The organism is Streptomyces sp. NPDC031670 (genome assembly GCF_055580545.1).
Map to the genome: position 1 here is coordinate 52,065 of NZ_JBVILC010000027.1, position 14,898 is coordinate 66,962.

General features: G+C 72.7%; 13 protein-coding genes and 2 pseudogenes. 3 read left to right on the forward strand and 12 right to left on the reverse strand.

The window, feature by feature from the left end; translation table 11 throughout:
- Window positions 1–23 precede the first annotated feature (23 nt).
- Window positions 24–425, forward strand: coding sequence for a hypothetical protein (locus ACZ5ID_RS32750; RefSeq protein WP_468905271.1), 402 nt, complete (start codon window positions 24–26; stop codon window positions 423–425).
- Here ACZ5ID_RS32750 and ACZ5ID_RS32755 read toward each other — a convergent pair.
- From ACZ5ID_RS32755 to ACZ5ID_RS32765, 3 genes are all read right to left on the reverse strand, one after another.
- Window positions 422–1,006 (reverse strand): hypothetical protein, encoded by a 585-nt coding sequence (locus ACZ5ID_RS32755; protein ID WP_468905274.1) that lies wholly within the window; start codon window positions 1,004–1,006, stop codon window positions 422–424. The two genes, ACZ5ID_RS32750 and ACZ5ID_RS32755, sit on opposite strands and share 4 nt — an antisense overlap.
- Before the next feature lie 411 nt (window positions 1,007–1,417).
- Window positions 1,418–1,606 carry a hypothetical protein gene (locus ACZ5ID_RS32760; protein WP_468905276.1) on the reverse strand — a complete coding sequence of 63 codons (189 nt, stop codon included), beginning with the start codon at window positions 1,604–1,606 and terminating at the stop codon, window positions 1,418–1,420.
- Window positions 1,603–2,010 carry a hypothetical protein gene (locus ACZ5ID_RS32765; RefSeq protein WP_468905279.1) on the reverse strand — a complete coding sequence of 136 codons (408 nt, stop codon included), beginning with the start codon at window positions 2,008–2,010 and terminating at the stop codon, window positions 1,603–1,605. Before ACZ5ID_RS32765 ends, ACZ5ID_RS32760 begins: the two co-directional genes overlap by 4 nt.
- Window positions 2,011–2,155: 145 nt before the next feature.
- Here ACZ5ID_RS32765 and ACZ5ID_RS32770 point away from each other — a divergent pair, with 145 nt between their 5' ends.
- Window positions 2,156–3,505, forward strand: a complete 1,350-nt coding sequence (locus ACZ5ID_RS32770) for a tetratricopeptide repeat protein (protein WP_468905383.1) — start codon at window positions 2,156–2,158, stop codon at window positions 3,503–3,505.
- A 23-nt stretch (window positions 3,506–3,528) separates the two neighbouring features.
- Here ACZ5ID_RS32770 and ACZ5ID_RS32775 read toward each other — a convergent pair.
- A pseudogene (locus ACZ5ID_RS32775) lies at window positions 3,529–3,687 on the reverse strand (NAD-dependent epimerase/dehydratase family protein); the annotation flags it as partial.
- Between the two features lie 185 nt (window positions 3,688–3,872).
- Here ACZ5ID_RS32775 and ACZ5ID_RS32780 point away from each other — a divergent pair.
- Window positions 3,873–4,649, forward strand: a complete 777-nt coding sequence (locus ACZ5ID_RS32780; protein WP_468905282.1) for an SDR family oxidoreductase — start codon at window positions 3,873–3,875, stop codon at window positions 4,647–4,649.
- A gap of 25 nt (window positions 4,650–4,674) precedes the next feature.
- On the opposite strand, the gene ACZ5ID_RS32785 is transcribed toward ACZ5ID_RS32780, so the two are convergent.
- The 8 genes and pseudogenes from ACZ5ID_RS32785 to ACZ5ID_RS32820 all read right to left on the reverse strand — a co-directional run bounded on the left by ACZ5ID_RS32785 (window position 4,675) and on the right by ACZ5ID_RS32820 (window position 14,825).
- Window positions 4,675–5,787 carry an alpha/beta hydrolase gene (locus ACZ5ID_RS32785; RefSeq protein WP_468905284.1) on the reverse strand — a complete coding sequence of 371 codons (1,113 nt, stop codon included), beginning with the start codon at window positions 5,785–5,787 and terminating at the stop codon, window positions 4,675–4,677.
- Window positions 5,788–5,975: 188 nt separating this feature from the next.
- A pseudogene (locus tag ACZ5ID_RS32790) lies at window positions 5,976–6,938 on the reverse strand (L-tyrosine/L-tryptophan isonitrile synthase family protein); the annotation flags it as partial.
- A gap of 227 nt (window positions 6,939–7,165) precedes the next feature.
- Window positions 7,166–8,422, reverse strand: a complete 1,257-nt coding sequence (locus ACZ5ID_RS32795; protein ID WP_468905287.1) for a cytochrome P450 family protein — start codon at window positions 8,420–8,422, stop codon at window positions 7,166–7,168.
- Window positions 8,423–8,434: 12 nt separating this feature from the next.
- A complete protein-coding gene (gene asnB / locus ACZ5ID_RS32800; RefSeq protein WP_468905290.1) occupies window positions 8,435–10,345 on the reverse strand; it encodes an asparagine synthase (glutamine-hydrolyzing) in 1,911 nt (636 codons plus the stop codon).
- 24 nt (window positions 10,346–10,369) lie between these two features.
- On the reverse strand, window positions 10,370–11,761 hold the full coding sequence (locus tag ACZ5ID_RS32805; protein WP_468905293.1) for an MFS transporter: 1,392 nt from the start codon (window positions 11,759–11,761) through the stop codon (window positions 10,370–10,372).
- Window positions 11,758–12,621: an ABC transporter ATP-binding protein gene (locus tag ACZ5ID_RS32810; protein WP_468905296.1), complete on the reverse strand. Its 864-nt coding sequence runs from the start codon at window positions 12,619–12,621 to the stop codon at window positions 11,758–11,760. The genes ACZ5ID_RS32805 and ACZ5ID_RS32810 overlap by 4 nt, the downstream gene beginning before the upstream one ends.
- A complete protein-coding gene (locus ACZ5ID_RS32815) occupies window positions 12,618–13,637 on the reverse strand; it encodes a FecCD family ABC transporter permease (protein WP_468905385.1) in 1,020 nt (339 codons plus the stop codon). The genes ACZ5ID_RS32810 and ACZ5ID_RS32815 overlap by 4 nt, the downstream gene beginning before the upstream one ends.
- A 96-nt stretch (window positions 13,638–13,733) precedes the next feature.
- Window positions 13,734–14,825 (reverse strand): ABC transporter substrate-binding protein, encoded by a 1,092-nt coding sequence (locus tag ACZ5ID_RS32820; RefSeq protein ID WP_468905298.1) that lies wholly within the window; start codon window positions 14,823–14,825, stop codon window positions 13,734–13,736.
- Window positions 14,826–14,898 lie beyond the last annotated feature (73 nt).

Sequence of the window (14,898 nt, forward strand, 5' to 3'; positions counted from 1 at the left end):
TGGAGAACGCTACGCTGCCGCGCATGGCTGACGCTTTCGTCACTGGTGGCGAGCACCCGTCATGTGGCATCTGCCCCTCCCGCCGATTCCCGATCGGCGAGTTCGACGTGTTCGAGCGACCGTCTGCCAACTGCCCGTTCAACCCGCTGGACGGTCACCGGTACACGGCAGCCGGCGTCCCGGTGTGCGTGCACCCGCACAAGGTGGGGCTGCCGCCAGGCCGGTACAAGACCGACGGCATCCCGTTCGCGGTGGAGCTGAAGTTGCCGGAGAGCCCGGCCGGTCTTGATGCGTATCTGTACGAGGTGATGCACAGCGCAGCGCCCGGCGTGCTGGAACTGCTCATCGAGCAGGCGGCCGAGGAGATTCCCCGGGTGTTCCCGCAGGTGGATGTACTCCAGGCGCTGCGCCGCGCACTCAACTAACCGGTGGTGGCGAAGCCGGGAGCGAAGCGGCGGCCCCCGTCGAGGATGCCCATGGGCTCGTACTTCGCCATGACGGCGGCCCTGCGCTTGGCGGTCTCGTCCCTGCCGAACCAGTACCGCTCGTTCATCGGCCCCCACGCCGCCCGGTAGACCTGGTGGGTGTAGTCGCCGTGGTCCCACGCGCCGATGGCTTCGCGGTCGGTGGCGTGGACGAACTTGATCCCGGTCCGGTCCTGGATGCGGCTGAGGACGGTGAACTGCGCGGCGAGGGCGTGGATCATCTCGTCCACCGGGATGGCCACCGGGACTTCCGCGGCTTCCTCGTTGCCGTCGGTCATCTCGTAGACGGTGGACTTGATCGACATGGCGCGCATGGCTTCGGGGAACAGGGGCTCGGTGTCGTGCGCGATGTCGAACCCGTCGACGAGGGCGTAGCCCATGAAGCTGGTCCAGTCCTCGTCGTACTTCGCGCATGCGGTGCGCAGCCGGTCGTACTCCGGGTCGGCCTCGACGGTCGTCAGGATCTGCCGTGCTCGCTCCGCGACCCGTTCGGGGGCCGGTCGTACTAGCGTTACGGACACTGCTGCACTCTCCTTCGGTTGGGTGCATCGGTGGACCCGCCCGTCTGCCGACCGCCGTCATACGGGGCAGGCGGGCGGGGGCTCATGGAGTTCCTGCCGCGTGGCCTGCCAGGTTCGTGTGGTGCCGCCTGGGGCTGCGCAACACGGCCAGGGAGACTTCGTGCTCGTCGGTGTCAACGCACCATCGGCGCAGGATGCTGGGGGCGTCGGGCACGATCGGTGATACGGGTCGCAGCGCCTCGGCGGGGCACCACTCAGTGATCGGGTGCGGGTCCTTGAGATCGGCTGACGTGCGCCGCATGGCCGCATAACCAGCGGACGACCTGCGTCGGTGTGATCACGTGGTCGAGAACGAGCCCCCACGCGCGGGAGTAGTCCAGGGTGTAGGCGGTGACCTCGCATCGGTAAATGTCATGCATGGCTGCCGTCTTCCGCCCGGCTCTGCTCCGCCTCGCACGCCGCCGCCAGTTCCCGGGCGAGCAGGGAGGCTGCTGCCTGGATCTTCGGGACCACCGCCTCCAGCCACTCGCACTCCACCGCGCACCGCCTCTCGTGTGCGGCGATACATCTGCGCAGCTCCGCCCACTGGCTTGCGTTCACCGCCCTGCACCTTTCGCGATGGTCTGCGCGAGCTGCCGGACAACGGCCGGATGGGCGTTGCCCAACTCGACCAACACCGCCTGCTGGACCCCGCAGGGCTCATCGATCCCCAGCAAGGGGAGCGTGATGTTCGCGGCACACAGAGCTCGGCGCAGATCCTTCAGTGCCTCCTCCGCGACTGCCCACGGATCTTCGGGGTCCGGCATAGTCAGCGGGGGAGGGCCGAGTACTTCGATCAACCGGTGCGCGACGTCGCCCCGTACCGGCTCCACGTCCACGTACGCCCGTCCCCCTATCGGGGTGGCCGGGCCCATCGGGATGTAGAAGCCGCGAGCCGGCAAGGCCAGGTGCAGCTCCTCGGCGAGTTGCGCTCCGATGCCTCGCGCTTCGCTGTGCGTGTCCACGGTGCCCCAGCTCCGTTTCCGTTGCGATCTCTGCTTCCTCTACGCAACCGCGCGACCACACACGGCGGTACCGTTGCTGCAACGTCGGAACTTGAAAGCCTTGAAAGTCCTTGAAAGTCCTTGAAAGTGACGGGAGTTGATGGCCGTGGCAACGCGGGAACCGAACGTTGCTCTGGCGCGGCTGCTCGTCGAGACCCACTGGACGTACCGCCAGTTCGCGCGGGCCGTGAACCGCGTGGGCACGGAAACGGGCTCTCCGCTGCGCTATGACGAATCCGCGGTGAGCCACTGGCTCGAAGGCACCATGCCGCGCACAGCCGTCCGACCGTGCCTCCTCGAAGCCCTGTCACGGCGGCTCGGACGCCCGGTCACTCACGCTGAAGCGGGCCTGCCACTCCCCTCCGGTCACTCCGCCACCACCACGGATACCGTGGAAGGAATGATCGACCTGGGGAGGCTCGACATGGACCCGTCACGCCGAAGCGTCCTGGGCGCCGGCCTCTTCTCCGTCGCGCTCACCATCCCCGGCTGGCCTGACGTCATCGGCCGCGCCGAAGCCGCCCAGAGTGGCCGTGCCTCGCGGATCGGCATGAACGAGGTGGACATGGTGATCGCCATGACCGAAAGGGTCTCGGAGCTGGACGACCAGTTCGGCGGGCGCCACGCACGGCCCATGGCAGCCTCGTTCATGGTCAACACGGTGGCGGCGTACCTGCGGGCCGACGCCCCGGAAAACGTCCGACAAGCCATGCTGTCTGCCGCCTCGGACCTGCTGTACCTCACTGGCTACATGGCAGTGGACGAGGGCCTGCACGGACTCGCGCAGCGCTACTACGTCAAGGCTTTGGAACTGGCCGGAGCGGCCGAGGACCACCTCACTTACTGCACGACTCTGCGAGGTATGAGCGTGCAGGCTGTGGACCTACGCCACGGCGCCAAGGCCATGGAACTGGCCGACGCCGCTGCCGCTGCCTCCCCCAAGGCCGGGCCTCGGATGCGGGCCTTCCTCGCCGGGCAACAAGCCCACGCCGCCGCCCAGACCGGCGACCGTACCGGCGCCCTCCGGTACATGCGGGAAGCCGAAGCCGCCATGGACCGGGCCGAGTCGCGCAGCAAGGCGTTCGGTTCGTACGACCCTTCGTCGCTCAACTACCACGTCAGTCAGGTGCGTTACGAGCTCGGCGACGTGCCCGGGGCCATCGAGGCGATGCAACATTCCGACCAGCTCCGCTACGGCATCTACAGGCGCGCAAGGGTCCGTCACCGAGCAACGCTCGCCGAACGCCAGCTGGAAGTCGGCCACCTGGAAGCCGCCTGCGCGACCTGGCATCAGGCGCTCGACGACTACCCCATGGTCCAGTCCGGCCGCGCCGACGACCGCGTGAAGACCATGTTCAGCCTGATCCGCCCCCACCTGAAGAACACCGCCGCCCGCGACCTCTACGAACGAGCCCGCACGATCGCCCCGCCGGCACTCGTCGGCCAGTCCGGGTAGCCCGACGCGGGTCCCGGCCCGAACTCGGCCACGTCGTCGACGTGGATCAGGTCCCGTACCTGGTGGCCGCCGCCGTGGAGGTGCAGTGGCAGGCCCAGGGCCGCGCGGGCAGCGAACCAAGCGACGACCCAGGAGTGGCCGCCGGGCTTGAGGGTCTGCGGCTCGCCGTAGACGGAGAAGTAGGGCGACCGTCCGTGCGATGGTGTCGCCGCAGACCCACACGGAGACGGTCAACATCGAAAAAAGTTTCCCCAATCGTGTCACGTTCCTCCGCCCCCACGTTTCACACCAGCAGAGCCGCCCACCCGCGCGGCTCACCCCGTCGGCAAGGGCGGGGTACGTGGAGCGAGTTCTGGAGTGTGTGGTCATGGCGTCTCCCATCCTGGTCACCGGTGGTACCGGCACCCTCGGGCGGCATGTCGTCCCGCTGTTGCGGCAGGCCGGGCGCGAGGTGCGGGTGCTGAGCCGGAATCCGCGTGCCGGTGACGACCCCGGCGTCGAGTACGTGGCCTGCGACCTGCTCGCGGGGGACGGCATCGGGGCCGCCGTGGCGGGGGCCGGGACCGTGCTGCATCTCGCGGGCGGGCCCAAGGGCGACGACCGGGCGACCCGCAACCTGGCGTCGGCCGCCGCCCGCGCCGGGGTCAAGCACCTCGTGTACATCTCCGTCATCGGCGCCGACACCGTCCCGCTCGGCTACTTCCGGGCCAAGCTCGGCGCGGAGCGGGCCGTCGAGGAGTCCGGCGTTCCGTGGACGACGCTGCGGGCGGCCCAGTTCCACGACCTGGTGCTGACCATGATGGAGAAGATGGCCAAGCTGCCGGTGGTCCCCGTCCCCGGCATGCGCCTCCAGCCCGTCGACTCGCGCGAGGTCGCCGCCCGGCTCGTCGAACTGACCCTGGGTGAGCCCGCCGGGCTCGTGGGCGATCTCGCGGGGCCGGAGGTGTACGGCATGCGGGACCTGACCCGTACGTATCTCAGCGCCCGGGGCAAGCGGCGCCCGATGCTGCCGGTACGGGTGCCGGGCAAGGCCGGGCGCGCCTACCGCGCCGGTCTCAACCTCTCCCTGGAGCACGCCGTGACGGCCACCCGGACCTGGGAGGACTTCCTTGCCGAGCGGGTCGGGCAGCGGGGCCGCGGTTGAGCGGACGGTCTTCGGCCCGCGGCCCTCACTCGCCCCGCAGTCTCCCGCTCAGCCACGCCAGCGCCGGCGGGATCTCCCGCCGCCAGGTGTTGAAGTTGTGCCCGCCCGTGTCGAGCGTGATCGACGAGACATGGGCGGGGGCCCGCACCTTGGCGATGAACCGCTGGGTGGCCCGGTAGTTGGTCTCGCCGCGCCTGGACGTCGTGACCAGGAACGAGGAGCGGCCCTGCGGCAGATGGTCCAGGCTCCACAGCAGGTCGGCGCGCTTCTGCGCCTGCTTGTCGCCGTGGAAGAGGTCCCCGGAGTCGCCGTCGACCTCCGCCTTGTAGTCGGCGGACAGGCCCACCCCGGCCGCGTACGCCTCGGGGTGCTGGAGGGCGAGCTTGAGCGCGCAGTAGCCGCCCGTCGAATCACCCATGAAGCCCCAGTTGCGCGGCGCGGTGCCCACCCGGAACGTCCCCGCGATGGCCTGGGGCAGGTCCTTGGCGAAGAACGTCTCCGTCTGCGGACCGCCGGGGATGTCGATGCACTGCGTGTTGCGTGGCGGCGCCACCGTGGGCCGCATCATCACCAGGATCATCGGCCGCATCTTCTTCTGCTTGACCTGCATCCACGCCGTCTTGGGGTACCGCAGCCCCTTCAGCAGGTTCTCGGCGGTGCCGGGGAAGCCGGTGAGGACGACGGCCGCCGGGAACTTCGTGTGCTCGTACTCCTTCTGGAAGTACTCCGGCGGCAGATACACATACGCCGGGCTGACGATCCGCGACCGCTCACCCTGCACCGAGATCTTCTGCACCTCGCCGCTCAGGTGCGGCGACCCCGCCCCGGGGACACCGACCTCCTGCCGGGCCACCAGCTTCACGCCCGGGTTGCCGATGGCCTGCGTGCCCAGCACCCCCACCCCGCTCTGGCGCCCGAACAGGTCCGCCCAGGAGCCGTAGAAGAGGAACGTCCTGTTGGCGGCGAGGCCGACCGAGGAGAACAGCAGCACCTGGATCGTCAGGACCAGGCCCACCCTGCCCAGCACCGGCATCCACCCCCGCCGGGCCAGGAACGGCCACAGCCAGACCGTGGCGGCGAACAGCAGGACCGTGCAGACCACGGCCAGCAACAGAACGGTGGTACTCGTCAGGCCCATGAACCGCGCGAACTCTCTGCCGAAGCCGAAGGGGTCCGGGTGTCCCGCGTGCGCGGACGGCCGGACGTCCAGTGTCGGACAGTGAGATACGGATCCGGGGCAATCCGTTCCCGGGGCGGGTCGCTCCGGTCGCTCCGGTCGCTCCGGTCGCTCCGGTCGACCTGTTCGTGCTGTTCGTGCTGTTCGTGCTGTTCGAAGTGGCTGGGGCGGCCGTCCCGGTGGACCTCGCGGCCCAGGCGCGCCGCCGCCGCCCGGGGCAGCAGCGTCCAGGTGCCGTCGGCGCGGCGCAGGGCGCTGGAGTGCCACGGCGTGGTCCAGGCGTCGGGCGCGTCCAGGAGGCGGATGCCGAACTTGGCGGCGCCCGCCGGCTGCGGGTGGATGGACAGGCGCACCGCGTCGGCATGATGCTCGGCGATCAGCGCGCCCCAGGCGCGGCTGCGCTGGATGACGCCGTACGCGCGCAGCCGGCATTCGCGCTGGAGGGCCGAGCGGGTGCCCGGGAAACCGGCGCTGTCCTCCACCAGGAAGCGGGTGATGCCCCGGTAGAGGGCGAGGGTCTGTGCGTCGGTACGGACCTCGGCCCGCAGGGCGTCCAGGCTCGGGGCGTAGTGGTCGTGGACATGGGCGCGCCGGGCCTCGTACGGCAGGTCGCCCAGGGCGTCGCGCAGGTCGAAGACGGAGAGCCGGTCCAGGTGGGAGGCGGCGATGAGGGCGCGCAGCTCGTCGGCGTAGGCGTCGATGTGGTGGTCCGGGACGCGGACGAGGTCCCCGAAGACATGGCCGTCGGAGCAGATGACGATCCGGGCGCCCGGTGGGTGTATCCGGCCGATGTCTCTGCACAGGGAGTCCAGGAACCGCAGGGAGAGGCGTTCGCCCTGGTCGGGGAGGTGACCGAGCACCTTGGCCGGGTTGGGGGACTTGCAGGGGAAGCCGGGGAGGGTGAGGACGACGGGTGCTCCGGCGCGTACGAAGGCGGATATACGGCGCAGTTGGCGCGGGAAGGCGGACGCGTCGAGGGGCCCCTCGTCGGGGTCGGTGGTGCGGTGGTGCGGGAGCAGGAGGTTCAGGATCGCGGCGCTCAGGGCGGCCGTGGTGTCGGGGGTCGTGGTGCCGGGGGGCGTGGCGCCCGGGGTCGTGGTGCCGGGGCTCATGGTGTCGCGGGACGTGGTGCTCGGGGCCGTGGAGGCCAGGTCCGGGGCGGTCGTCAGCTGCATGGAGCAGTTCTCCTTGCGGGGGAGGGGCGGGGCACGGGACGTGGGGTGTCAGGGGGCGTGGCGGCATGGCGGCATGGCGCCTCGGCCGTGTGCCGGGCGCCGCGTAGCCGGTTGGCGCTGTCGCTGGGGCTGTCGTGCGGAAGGGGAGGGCGGCGGGCCCGGTGTCAGACGCGGTGGTCGTACGCGACCGGCAGCCGCGTCGTCCCGCGCCCCAGCACCGCCCCCGTCCACTCCAGTTCCCCGTCCGCGACGGCGAGCCGCAGCCCGGGCAGCCGGGACAGGAGCGTGCCCAGCGCGATCCGGAGCTCGGCCCGGGCGAGCGCGGCCCCGGGGCAGAAGTGGATGCCGTGGCCGAACGCCAGATGAGGGTTGGGGGAGCGGTCGAGGACCAGCGCGTCGGGGTTCTCGAAGCGGCGCGGGTCGCGGTTGGCGGCGCACAGCGAGACGATCACCGAGTCCCCGGCGGGGACGCGCGTGCCGTACAGCTCGTCGTCCTCGGCGAGGAAACGCCAGGTGGTGAGCTCGAAGGCGCTGTCGTAGCGCAGGAGTTCCTCGACCGCGCGGGGCAGCAGCGCCGGGTCGTCGCGCAGCCGGGCCAGCTGGCCGGGGTGGCGCAGCAGTGCGATCAGCGCGGTGGTGATCTGGTTGGTGACCGGCTCCTGGCCCGCGACCAGAAGCTGGAAGATCATGGAGTCGAGCTCTTCGGGGGTCAGTTCACCCCGGTCGCGGGCGGCCACGAGCCGGCTCAGGAGGTCCTCGCCCGGGTGCGCGCGCCGGTCGGCGACGACCTCGGCTATATAGCTCTGGAGGCCGTGCAGCCGTGCCTCGTACGCCGGACGCCCGGGGTCGGTGGGGCCGACGGGCTGGACGACCTTGCCCCAGTCGCGGTCGAAGCGGTCGGCCAGGGCGGGCGGGAGGCCGATCGTCTCCGCGAGGACCTGGAAGGGGAAGCGGGCGGCGAAGGCGGCGACCAGGTCGGCGGGCCCGGAATCGGGCAGGGCGTCGACGAGGGCGTCGGCCAGTTCCTGGAAGCGGGGGAGCAGCTCGTCCACCCGGCGCGGGGTGAACGCGTCCGTCACGAACCGCCGCATCCGGGTGTGCCGGGGCGGGTCCTGGTGCAGCAGATGCACCTGGAGCTGGGAGTGCTGCGGCTCGGGCATGATCGAGGCGCGCTCGCGCCAGCGGTCGTTGCCCCGGTCGTGGTTCTTGCCCAGCCGCTCGTCGTTGAGGGCCGCGTGCGCGGCCTCGTACCCGGTGACGAGCCAGGCGTTCACCCCGCTGGGGAACACCACCCGGTGGACGGGTCCCGCCTCGCGCATCTTCTCGTACAGCGGGTACGGGGCGCGCTTGTACGGGCAGCCCATCAGCGGGACGGGCTCGGCGTCCGAACCAGTGACCGGCAGCGGTTCCTGGATGGTCATGAAGGGTGCTCCTCAGAGGGCGAGTTCGGGCTGGTGGTGGTCCAGCCACAGGGCGAGGTCGACGACGCGTTCGAGGCGGAGGCGGTGGCCCCACGGGAGCCGGTCCGGCGGGGTGTCGAGGCACGGCTTGAGGCGGCTCTCGTCGGCGAGGTCGCGGACCCGGCCGCCGCACGCGTCGAGGGCGTCGCGGGCCATGTCCTGAAGGCCCCGGTTGTAGTCGGGGTGGTGGGTGGCCGGGTAGTGGTTCTTGGGCCGCCACAGCACCGACTCGGGCGCCAGTCCCGCCCCGGCCGCGCGCAGCAGGCTCTTCTCGCGGCCGTCGAAGCTCTTGAGGGCCCAGGGGGTGGCGAAGGCGTACTCGACGAGCCGGTGGTCGCAGTACGGGACGCGGACCTCCAGGCCCTGCGCCATGCTGAGCCGGTCCTTGCGGTGCAGGAGCTGGCGCAGCCAGCGGGTCAGCGACAGGTGCTGCATCTCGCGCTGCCGGTGCTCGTCGGGGCTCTCGCCGTCGGCGTGCGGCACGGCGGCGAGCGCGGCGCGGTAGGTGTCGTCGCGGAACTCACCGATCCGCAGGTCCAGATCCGGGTTGAGCGGCATCGCGGCCTCGTCGCCGGTGACCAGGAGCCAGGGGAAGGTGTCGGCGGCCAGCGCCTTCGGGGTGTGGAACCAGGGGTAGCCGCCGAACACCTCGTCCGCCGCCTCGCCGGAGAGGGCCACGGTGGAGTGGCGGCGGATCTCGCCGAACAGCAGATACAGCGAGGTGTCCATGTCGCCGACGCCGATGGGGGAGTCGCGGGCCGCCACGACCGCCGCGCGGTGCCCGGGGTCGAGCAGGGTGCGCGGATCGAGGACGACGGTGCTGTGGTCGGTGCCGATGTGGGCGCCCGCCTCGATGGCGTACGGGGTGTCGTGGCCGGTGCGCAGCACGTCGCCGGTGAAACGCTCGGCCTGGTCGCTGTAGTCGACGGCGTAACTGCGCAGCCGCGCGTCCGGGCCCTCGCGCAGGCGCAGTTCGTCGGCGAGCAGCGCGGTCAGGACGGTGGAGTCGATACCGCCGGAGAGCAGCGCGCAGAGCGGGACGTCGGCCTCCAGCTGCGCGCGGGCGGCGGTGTCGAGCAGGTGGCGGACACGGTCGACGGCGGTGTCCCGGTCGTCGGTGTGCACCCCCGCCTCCAGCTGCCAGTAGCGGTGCTCGCGGACGCCGCCCTGGTCCAGGACCAGCAGACCGCCGGGCTCGACCTCCCGTACGCCCGACCAGAGGGTGGGGCCGGTGTTGAAGAGCAGGCTGTATGCCTCGCGCAGGCCGTTGGCGTCCACCCGGGGGCGTATCTCCGGGTGGCGGAAGAGGGCCTTGGGTTCGGAGGCGAAGGCGATTCCGCCGTCCACGGCCGCCCAGTACAGCGGTTTGACACCGAGCCGGTCGCGGACGAGGAGGAGGCGCCGCTCGCGGGCGTCCCAGACGGCGAACGCGAACATGCCGTCGAGGTGCTCGGCGAGCGAGGCGCCCCACTGGGCGTAGGCGCGCAGCACCACCTCGGTGTCGCTGCGGGTGTGGAAGACGTGCCCCAGCCGGCGCAGTTCGGCGCGCAGTCGGTGGTGGTTGTAGATCTCGCCGCTGTAGCAGAGGACGGCGCTGGGGGCGTCGGGGCGGTCGGGCATGGGCTGGACACCGCCCGCCGGGTCGATGACGGCGAGGCGCCGGTGGCCGAGCGCGGCGTGCTCGTCGAGCCAGACACCGCCGGCGTCGGGGCCGCGCGGGGCGAGGGCGGCGGTCATGGCTTCGATGACCGGCGTACGCGTACGGTCGCGGGCTGCTTGGGCTTCGCGGGCTTCGTGGGTGGTGCGGGCTCGGTAGGGGTCGTGAGGGTCGTGGGTGGCTCGGGTGTCGCCGTGGAAGGACACCCAGCCGGTGATTCCGCACATGGGGGCAGCTCCGGGGTCGGGGGGTCAGGGGCGGGCGGCGGGCACCGGACCGGTGCTCGCCGCCGGACGGGGTACGGGCCGGACGGGGAGCGCGAGCAGGGGGACGGCGAGGCAGGCGGCGAAGGCGGCGAGCACCAGCCCGGCCCGTACGCCGTCGCCGTCGCCCGCGAGGCCCCAGACGGCCGTGGCGAGGGCGGGCCCCAGAGTGAAGCCGAGGCTGCGGGCGAGCTGGACGGCCGAGCCGACGGTGGCGGCCCGCTCGGGGGCGGCGGCGCCCATCACGAGCGCCTGGGTGGGGCCGCCGTTCAGACCCATGCCGAGGCCCGCGAGCGCCAGACGCCAGGCCACGTCGGGCGGGGACCAGGTGTCGCCGAGAGGGACGAGCAGCAGCAGCCCGGCCGCGGTGAGCACCGCGCCCGCGGTGGCGACCGGCCGTCCGCCGTACTTGTCGGCGAGGCGTCCGCCGAGCGGCCCGGCAAGGCCCATGCCGAGCGGGAAGGCGAGCACGGTCAGGCCGGTGGCGGTGGCGGTGCGGCCGTCGTCGCGCTGGAGGTGGAGGGCGACCACGTAGTGCATGGCGGCGAACGAGGCCGCGAGCGCCAGGACCGCGCCGTGCGCCCGGTACAGGCCCGAAGCGCGCAGGGCGCCGGTCACCGGGCGCCCGCCGGGCCCGCGCAGCCACCACCACAGCGGCGGCACGGCGGCGGGCGCGGCCAGCAGCCACCACGAGCCGTGCGAGGCGGTCAGGGTGAGCGTCACCAGCAGCAGGCTCACACCGGTGCCGACGAGCAGCGCGTCGGCGGCCGAGCGCCGGTCGGGGGCGCGGAGGCGCCCGCTCCCGGGCATCGCCTTCCACGCCACGGCCAGGGCCGCCGCGCAGACGGGGAGTTTGACGAGGAACACCGCACGCCAGCCCAGCTGGTCCAGGAGCAGCCCGCCGAGCGCGGGCCCGGTCACCGCGCCGAGCGGGCCGAGCGTGGCGGGCACGCTCATTGCCCGGCCGCGCAGCCCGGGCCGTACCGACCGCATCGCCAGGAGGGGCATCAGGACGAACAGCACCGCTGCGAACGCGCCCTGCCCGATCCGGGCGGCGATCAGCCAGGCCGCCCAGGGCGCGAGCGCGGCGAGCGCGCCGCACACCGCGAACCCGGTGGTGGCGGCCAGCAGCGCGGGGCGCGGGCCGACGCCGTCGAGCCAGCGGCCGACGGGCAGCAGCAGGGCGACGACGGGGAGTTGGTAGCCGAGGACGGCCCACTGGGCGGTGGCGGCCGAGACGTGCAGATCGCTGGAGATGTCCGCGAGCGCCACGTTCACGATGTTCATGTCGAGCATCGCGACGAAGGAGAGCATTCCGGCGACGGCGACGAGGGACCAGCGGTCGACGGAGGGGGCGACCACGTCCGGGGTGCGGCTCATGCGCGTACCTCCGCGTCCGGGGCGGTGTCCGGGGCGGAACCCGATGCCGAGGCCGCATCCGAAGCCGTCGCCGGATCCGCGACCGGCCCCGCCGGGGCCCGGTGGTCGAAGGCGATCAGCGGGTCGCCGGTCAGGGGGTGGTCCACGACCGCCGCCCGGACCCCGAACACCTCCGCCATCAGCGCCGGGGTGAGCACCTCGCGGGGGGTGCCGGAGGCGACGACGCGGCCCCGGTGCAGGACGTGCAGCCGGTCGCAGACGGAGGCGGCGGCGTTGAGGTCGTGCAGCGAGACCAGGGTGGTACGGGCCTGGGCACGCAGCAGGGCGAGCAGTTCCACCTGGTGGCGTACGTCGAGGTGGTTGGTCGGCTCGTCCAGGACCAGGACGTCCGGCTGCTGGGCGAAGGCGCGCGCCAGCAGGACCCGCTGGCGTTCGCCGCCGGACAGCTCGGTGAAGCGGCGGTGGGCGTGCCCGGCCATACCGGTGTCGGCGAGGGCGCGCGCCACGATCCGGGCGTCGGTGGCGTCCTCGGCGGCGAAGGCCCGCTTGTAGGGGGTGCGGCCCATGGCGACGACCTCGCGCACGCTCAGCTCGAAGTCGCCGCCGCGCTCCTGCGGCAGCGCGGCCACATGCCGGGCCGCCCGGACGGCGGTGAGCTCGCGCAGGTCGGTGCCGGACAGCAGCACCCGCCCGGCCACCGGTCTCAGATGCCGGTAGACGGTCCGCAGCAGCGTCGACTTGCCGCTGCCGTTCGGCCCGACCAGCCCGGTGATCTCGCCCTCGGCGGCGAACAGCCGCGCCCCGGCGACGACGGTACGGCCGCCGTAGGCGACGTGCAGGTCCTCGATGTCGATCCTCAACTGCCGCTCCCCAGCCGCCGGTCCAGCAGATACAGCAGCGCCGGGGCGCCGATCAGCGAGGTGACCACCCCGACCGGCAGCTCCTGCGCGTCCATGGCCGTACGGCACACCGTGTCCACGACCACCAGCAGCAGCGCGCCCAGCAGCGCCGACAGCGGCAGCAGCCTGCGGTGGTCGCCGCCGGCCAGGAGGCGGCACACGTGCGGGACCATCAGCCCGACGAAGGCGATGGCCCCCGACACGGCCACCAGGACCCCGGTGAGCAGACTGGTGACCAGGAACAGTTCGCGCCGCAGCCGTACGACGTCGATGCCGAGCCCGGCCGCCGTCTCATCGCCCATGAGCAGCGCGTTCAGGCCCCGGGCGCGGGCCTGGAGGACCAGCAGCGCGAGCGGGACGGCGAGCGCGGGGGCGGCCAGCAGCGGCCAGGTGGCGCCGCCGAGGCTGCCCATCAGCCAGAACAGCACGCTGTGCGTCTGCTGTTCGTCACCGGCCCCCAGGACGAGGTAGCTGGTGAAGCCGGACAGGAACTGGCCGATGGCCACTCCCGCCAGGACGAGTCTGAGCGGCGCGAAGCCGCCGCCGCGCCGGGCCACCGCCCACACCAGCGCGAAGGTGGCCAGCGCCCCCGCGAACGCGGCGCCCGACAGCCCGAGCCCGAGCGCGCCGCCCGCACCGGCGCCGAGCACGAGGGCGGCGACGGCGCCCAGCGAGGCGCCGTTGGAGATGCCCAGCAGATACGGGTCGGCGAGCGGGTTGCGCACCAGCGCCTGCACGGCCGTGCCGACGACGCCGAGCCCGGCGCCGACGAACGCGGCGAGCAGGGCGCGCGGCACCCGCAACTGCCACACGATCAGGTCGTCCGTGCCGGGCCGGGGCGCGTCGCCGGACAGCCTGCGCCCCACCACACCCCACACCTCGCCGGGCGGGATGGAGGTGGAGCCGAGGGACACGGCGGCGGTGAGGGCGGCGAGGAGCGCGAGGGCGAGGACGGCGGCGAGGGCGGGGGCGGACAGGGCGCGCGTACGGGCCCCCGGGTCCGGGGCCGTGTCCGTGTCCGGACCCGGGTCCGGTGTGTTCCTCCGCGAGGAGACGAGCGGCACCACGGCGGGTCAGCCCACCTTGCCGGGGTAAAGGATCTTGGCGATGTCCCGGACGGTGTCGGCGTTGGAGACACCGGCGATGGTGGTCCGCTCGGAGCCGATCCGGACGAAGTGGCCTTCCCTGACGGCCTTGAGGCCCTTGGTGGCCGGGTTGTCCCGGAGCCACCTGCGCGCCTCGTCGAACGCGGCGTCGTTCGCGGCCTCGCTGCCCCGGTCGCGTACACCGAGCTGGATCCAGTCGGGGTCCTTGGCGATGACGTCCTCCCAGCCGACCTGCTTGAAGTCGCCGTCGCAGCCGGCGAAGACGTTGCGGGCGCCCGCCAGGGTGATCACCGCGTGGGCGACCTGCCGGTTGCAGACGGCCACGGGCTGCTTGGTGCCGGCGTCGTAGTCGAAGAAGAAGTACGTGGGCCGGGCGTCGGGGGCGGTGGAGCCGACCGCGCCCCGCACGGCGTCCACGGTCTTCCTCATGCCCGCGACCAGCTCCTTCGCCCGCGCGGAGGTGCCGGTGACGGCGCCGAGGGAGGTGATGTCGTCCTCGACGGCGGACAGGTCGGTCACGGGGCTCCTGCGGTCGGCCGCGCAGGCGGTGGACTTCAGGAACACATGCCTGATCCCGGCGGCCCTGAACTCGGCCTCGGTCGGCGCGTCCCCCATACCGCCCGCACCGCCGCCCATGCCGCTCATCGAGGCGAAGGCGTCGAGGTAGAGATCGGCGCCGGAGCCGAGCAGCTTCTCCTTGGCGATGACCGTCCTGCCGAGGACCTTCACCCGCTGGGCCCGCTCGTCGAGTCCGGCGGGCAGGGTGCCCTTGCCGGGCGGGAAGCCGGTGCCCACCACCCGGTCGCCGGCGCCGAGGCGCAGCAGCAGTTCGAGCCCGGCCGCGTTGGCGGTGACGATCCTCTTCGGGGCGGCGGCGAAGGTGGTCTTGGCGCCCGCGCAGTCGGTGACGGAGACGGGGAAGCCGCCGGAGGCGGAGACGGCGGCGCCGCCGGCGGCGTCCTTTCCCGAGCCCGCGCCCTTGCCGTCCCCGTCACCGCAGCCCGCCGCGAGGAGGCCGAGCACCACGGCCGTCGTAGGCCACCACACGCGAGAACGCATCGAAACTCTCCAGATCCACTCGGTACGCGGACGGACCTCCGCCGCCCGTTGCCAGTAGTCGCGCCGGACCGCC

Coding starts and splice junctions, on each gene's coding strand:
- ACZ5ID_RS32750 (WP_468905271.1), top strand. CDS start 24: ATGGCTGACGCTTTCGTCACTGGTGGCGAGCACCCGTCATGTGGCATC.
- ACZ5ID_RS32780 (WP_468905282.1), top strand. CDS start 3,873: ATGGCGTCTCCCATCCTGGTCACCGGTGGTACCGGCACCCTCGGGCGG.
- ACZ5ID_RS32785 (WP_468905284.1), bottom strand. CDS start 5,787: ATGGGCCTGACGAGTACCACCGTTCTGTTGCTGGCCGTGGTCTGCACG.
- ACZ5ID_RS32795 (WP_468905287.1), bottom strand. CDS start 8,422: ATGACCATCCAGGAACCGCTGCCGGTCACTGGTTCGGACGCCGAGCCC.
- asnB (WP_468905290.1), bottom strand. CDS start 10,345: ATGTGCGGAATCACCGGCTGGGTGTCCTTCCACGGCGACACCCGAGCC.
- ACZ5ID_RS32805 (WP_468905293.1), bottom strand. CDS start 11,761: ATGAGCCGCACCCCGGACGTGGTCGCCCCCTCCGTCGACCGCTGGTCC.
- ACZ5ID_RS32820 (WP_468905298.1), bottom strand. CDS start 14,825: ATGCGTTCTCGCGTGTGGTGGCCTACGACGGCCGTGGTGCTCGGCCTC.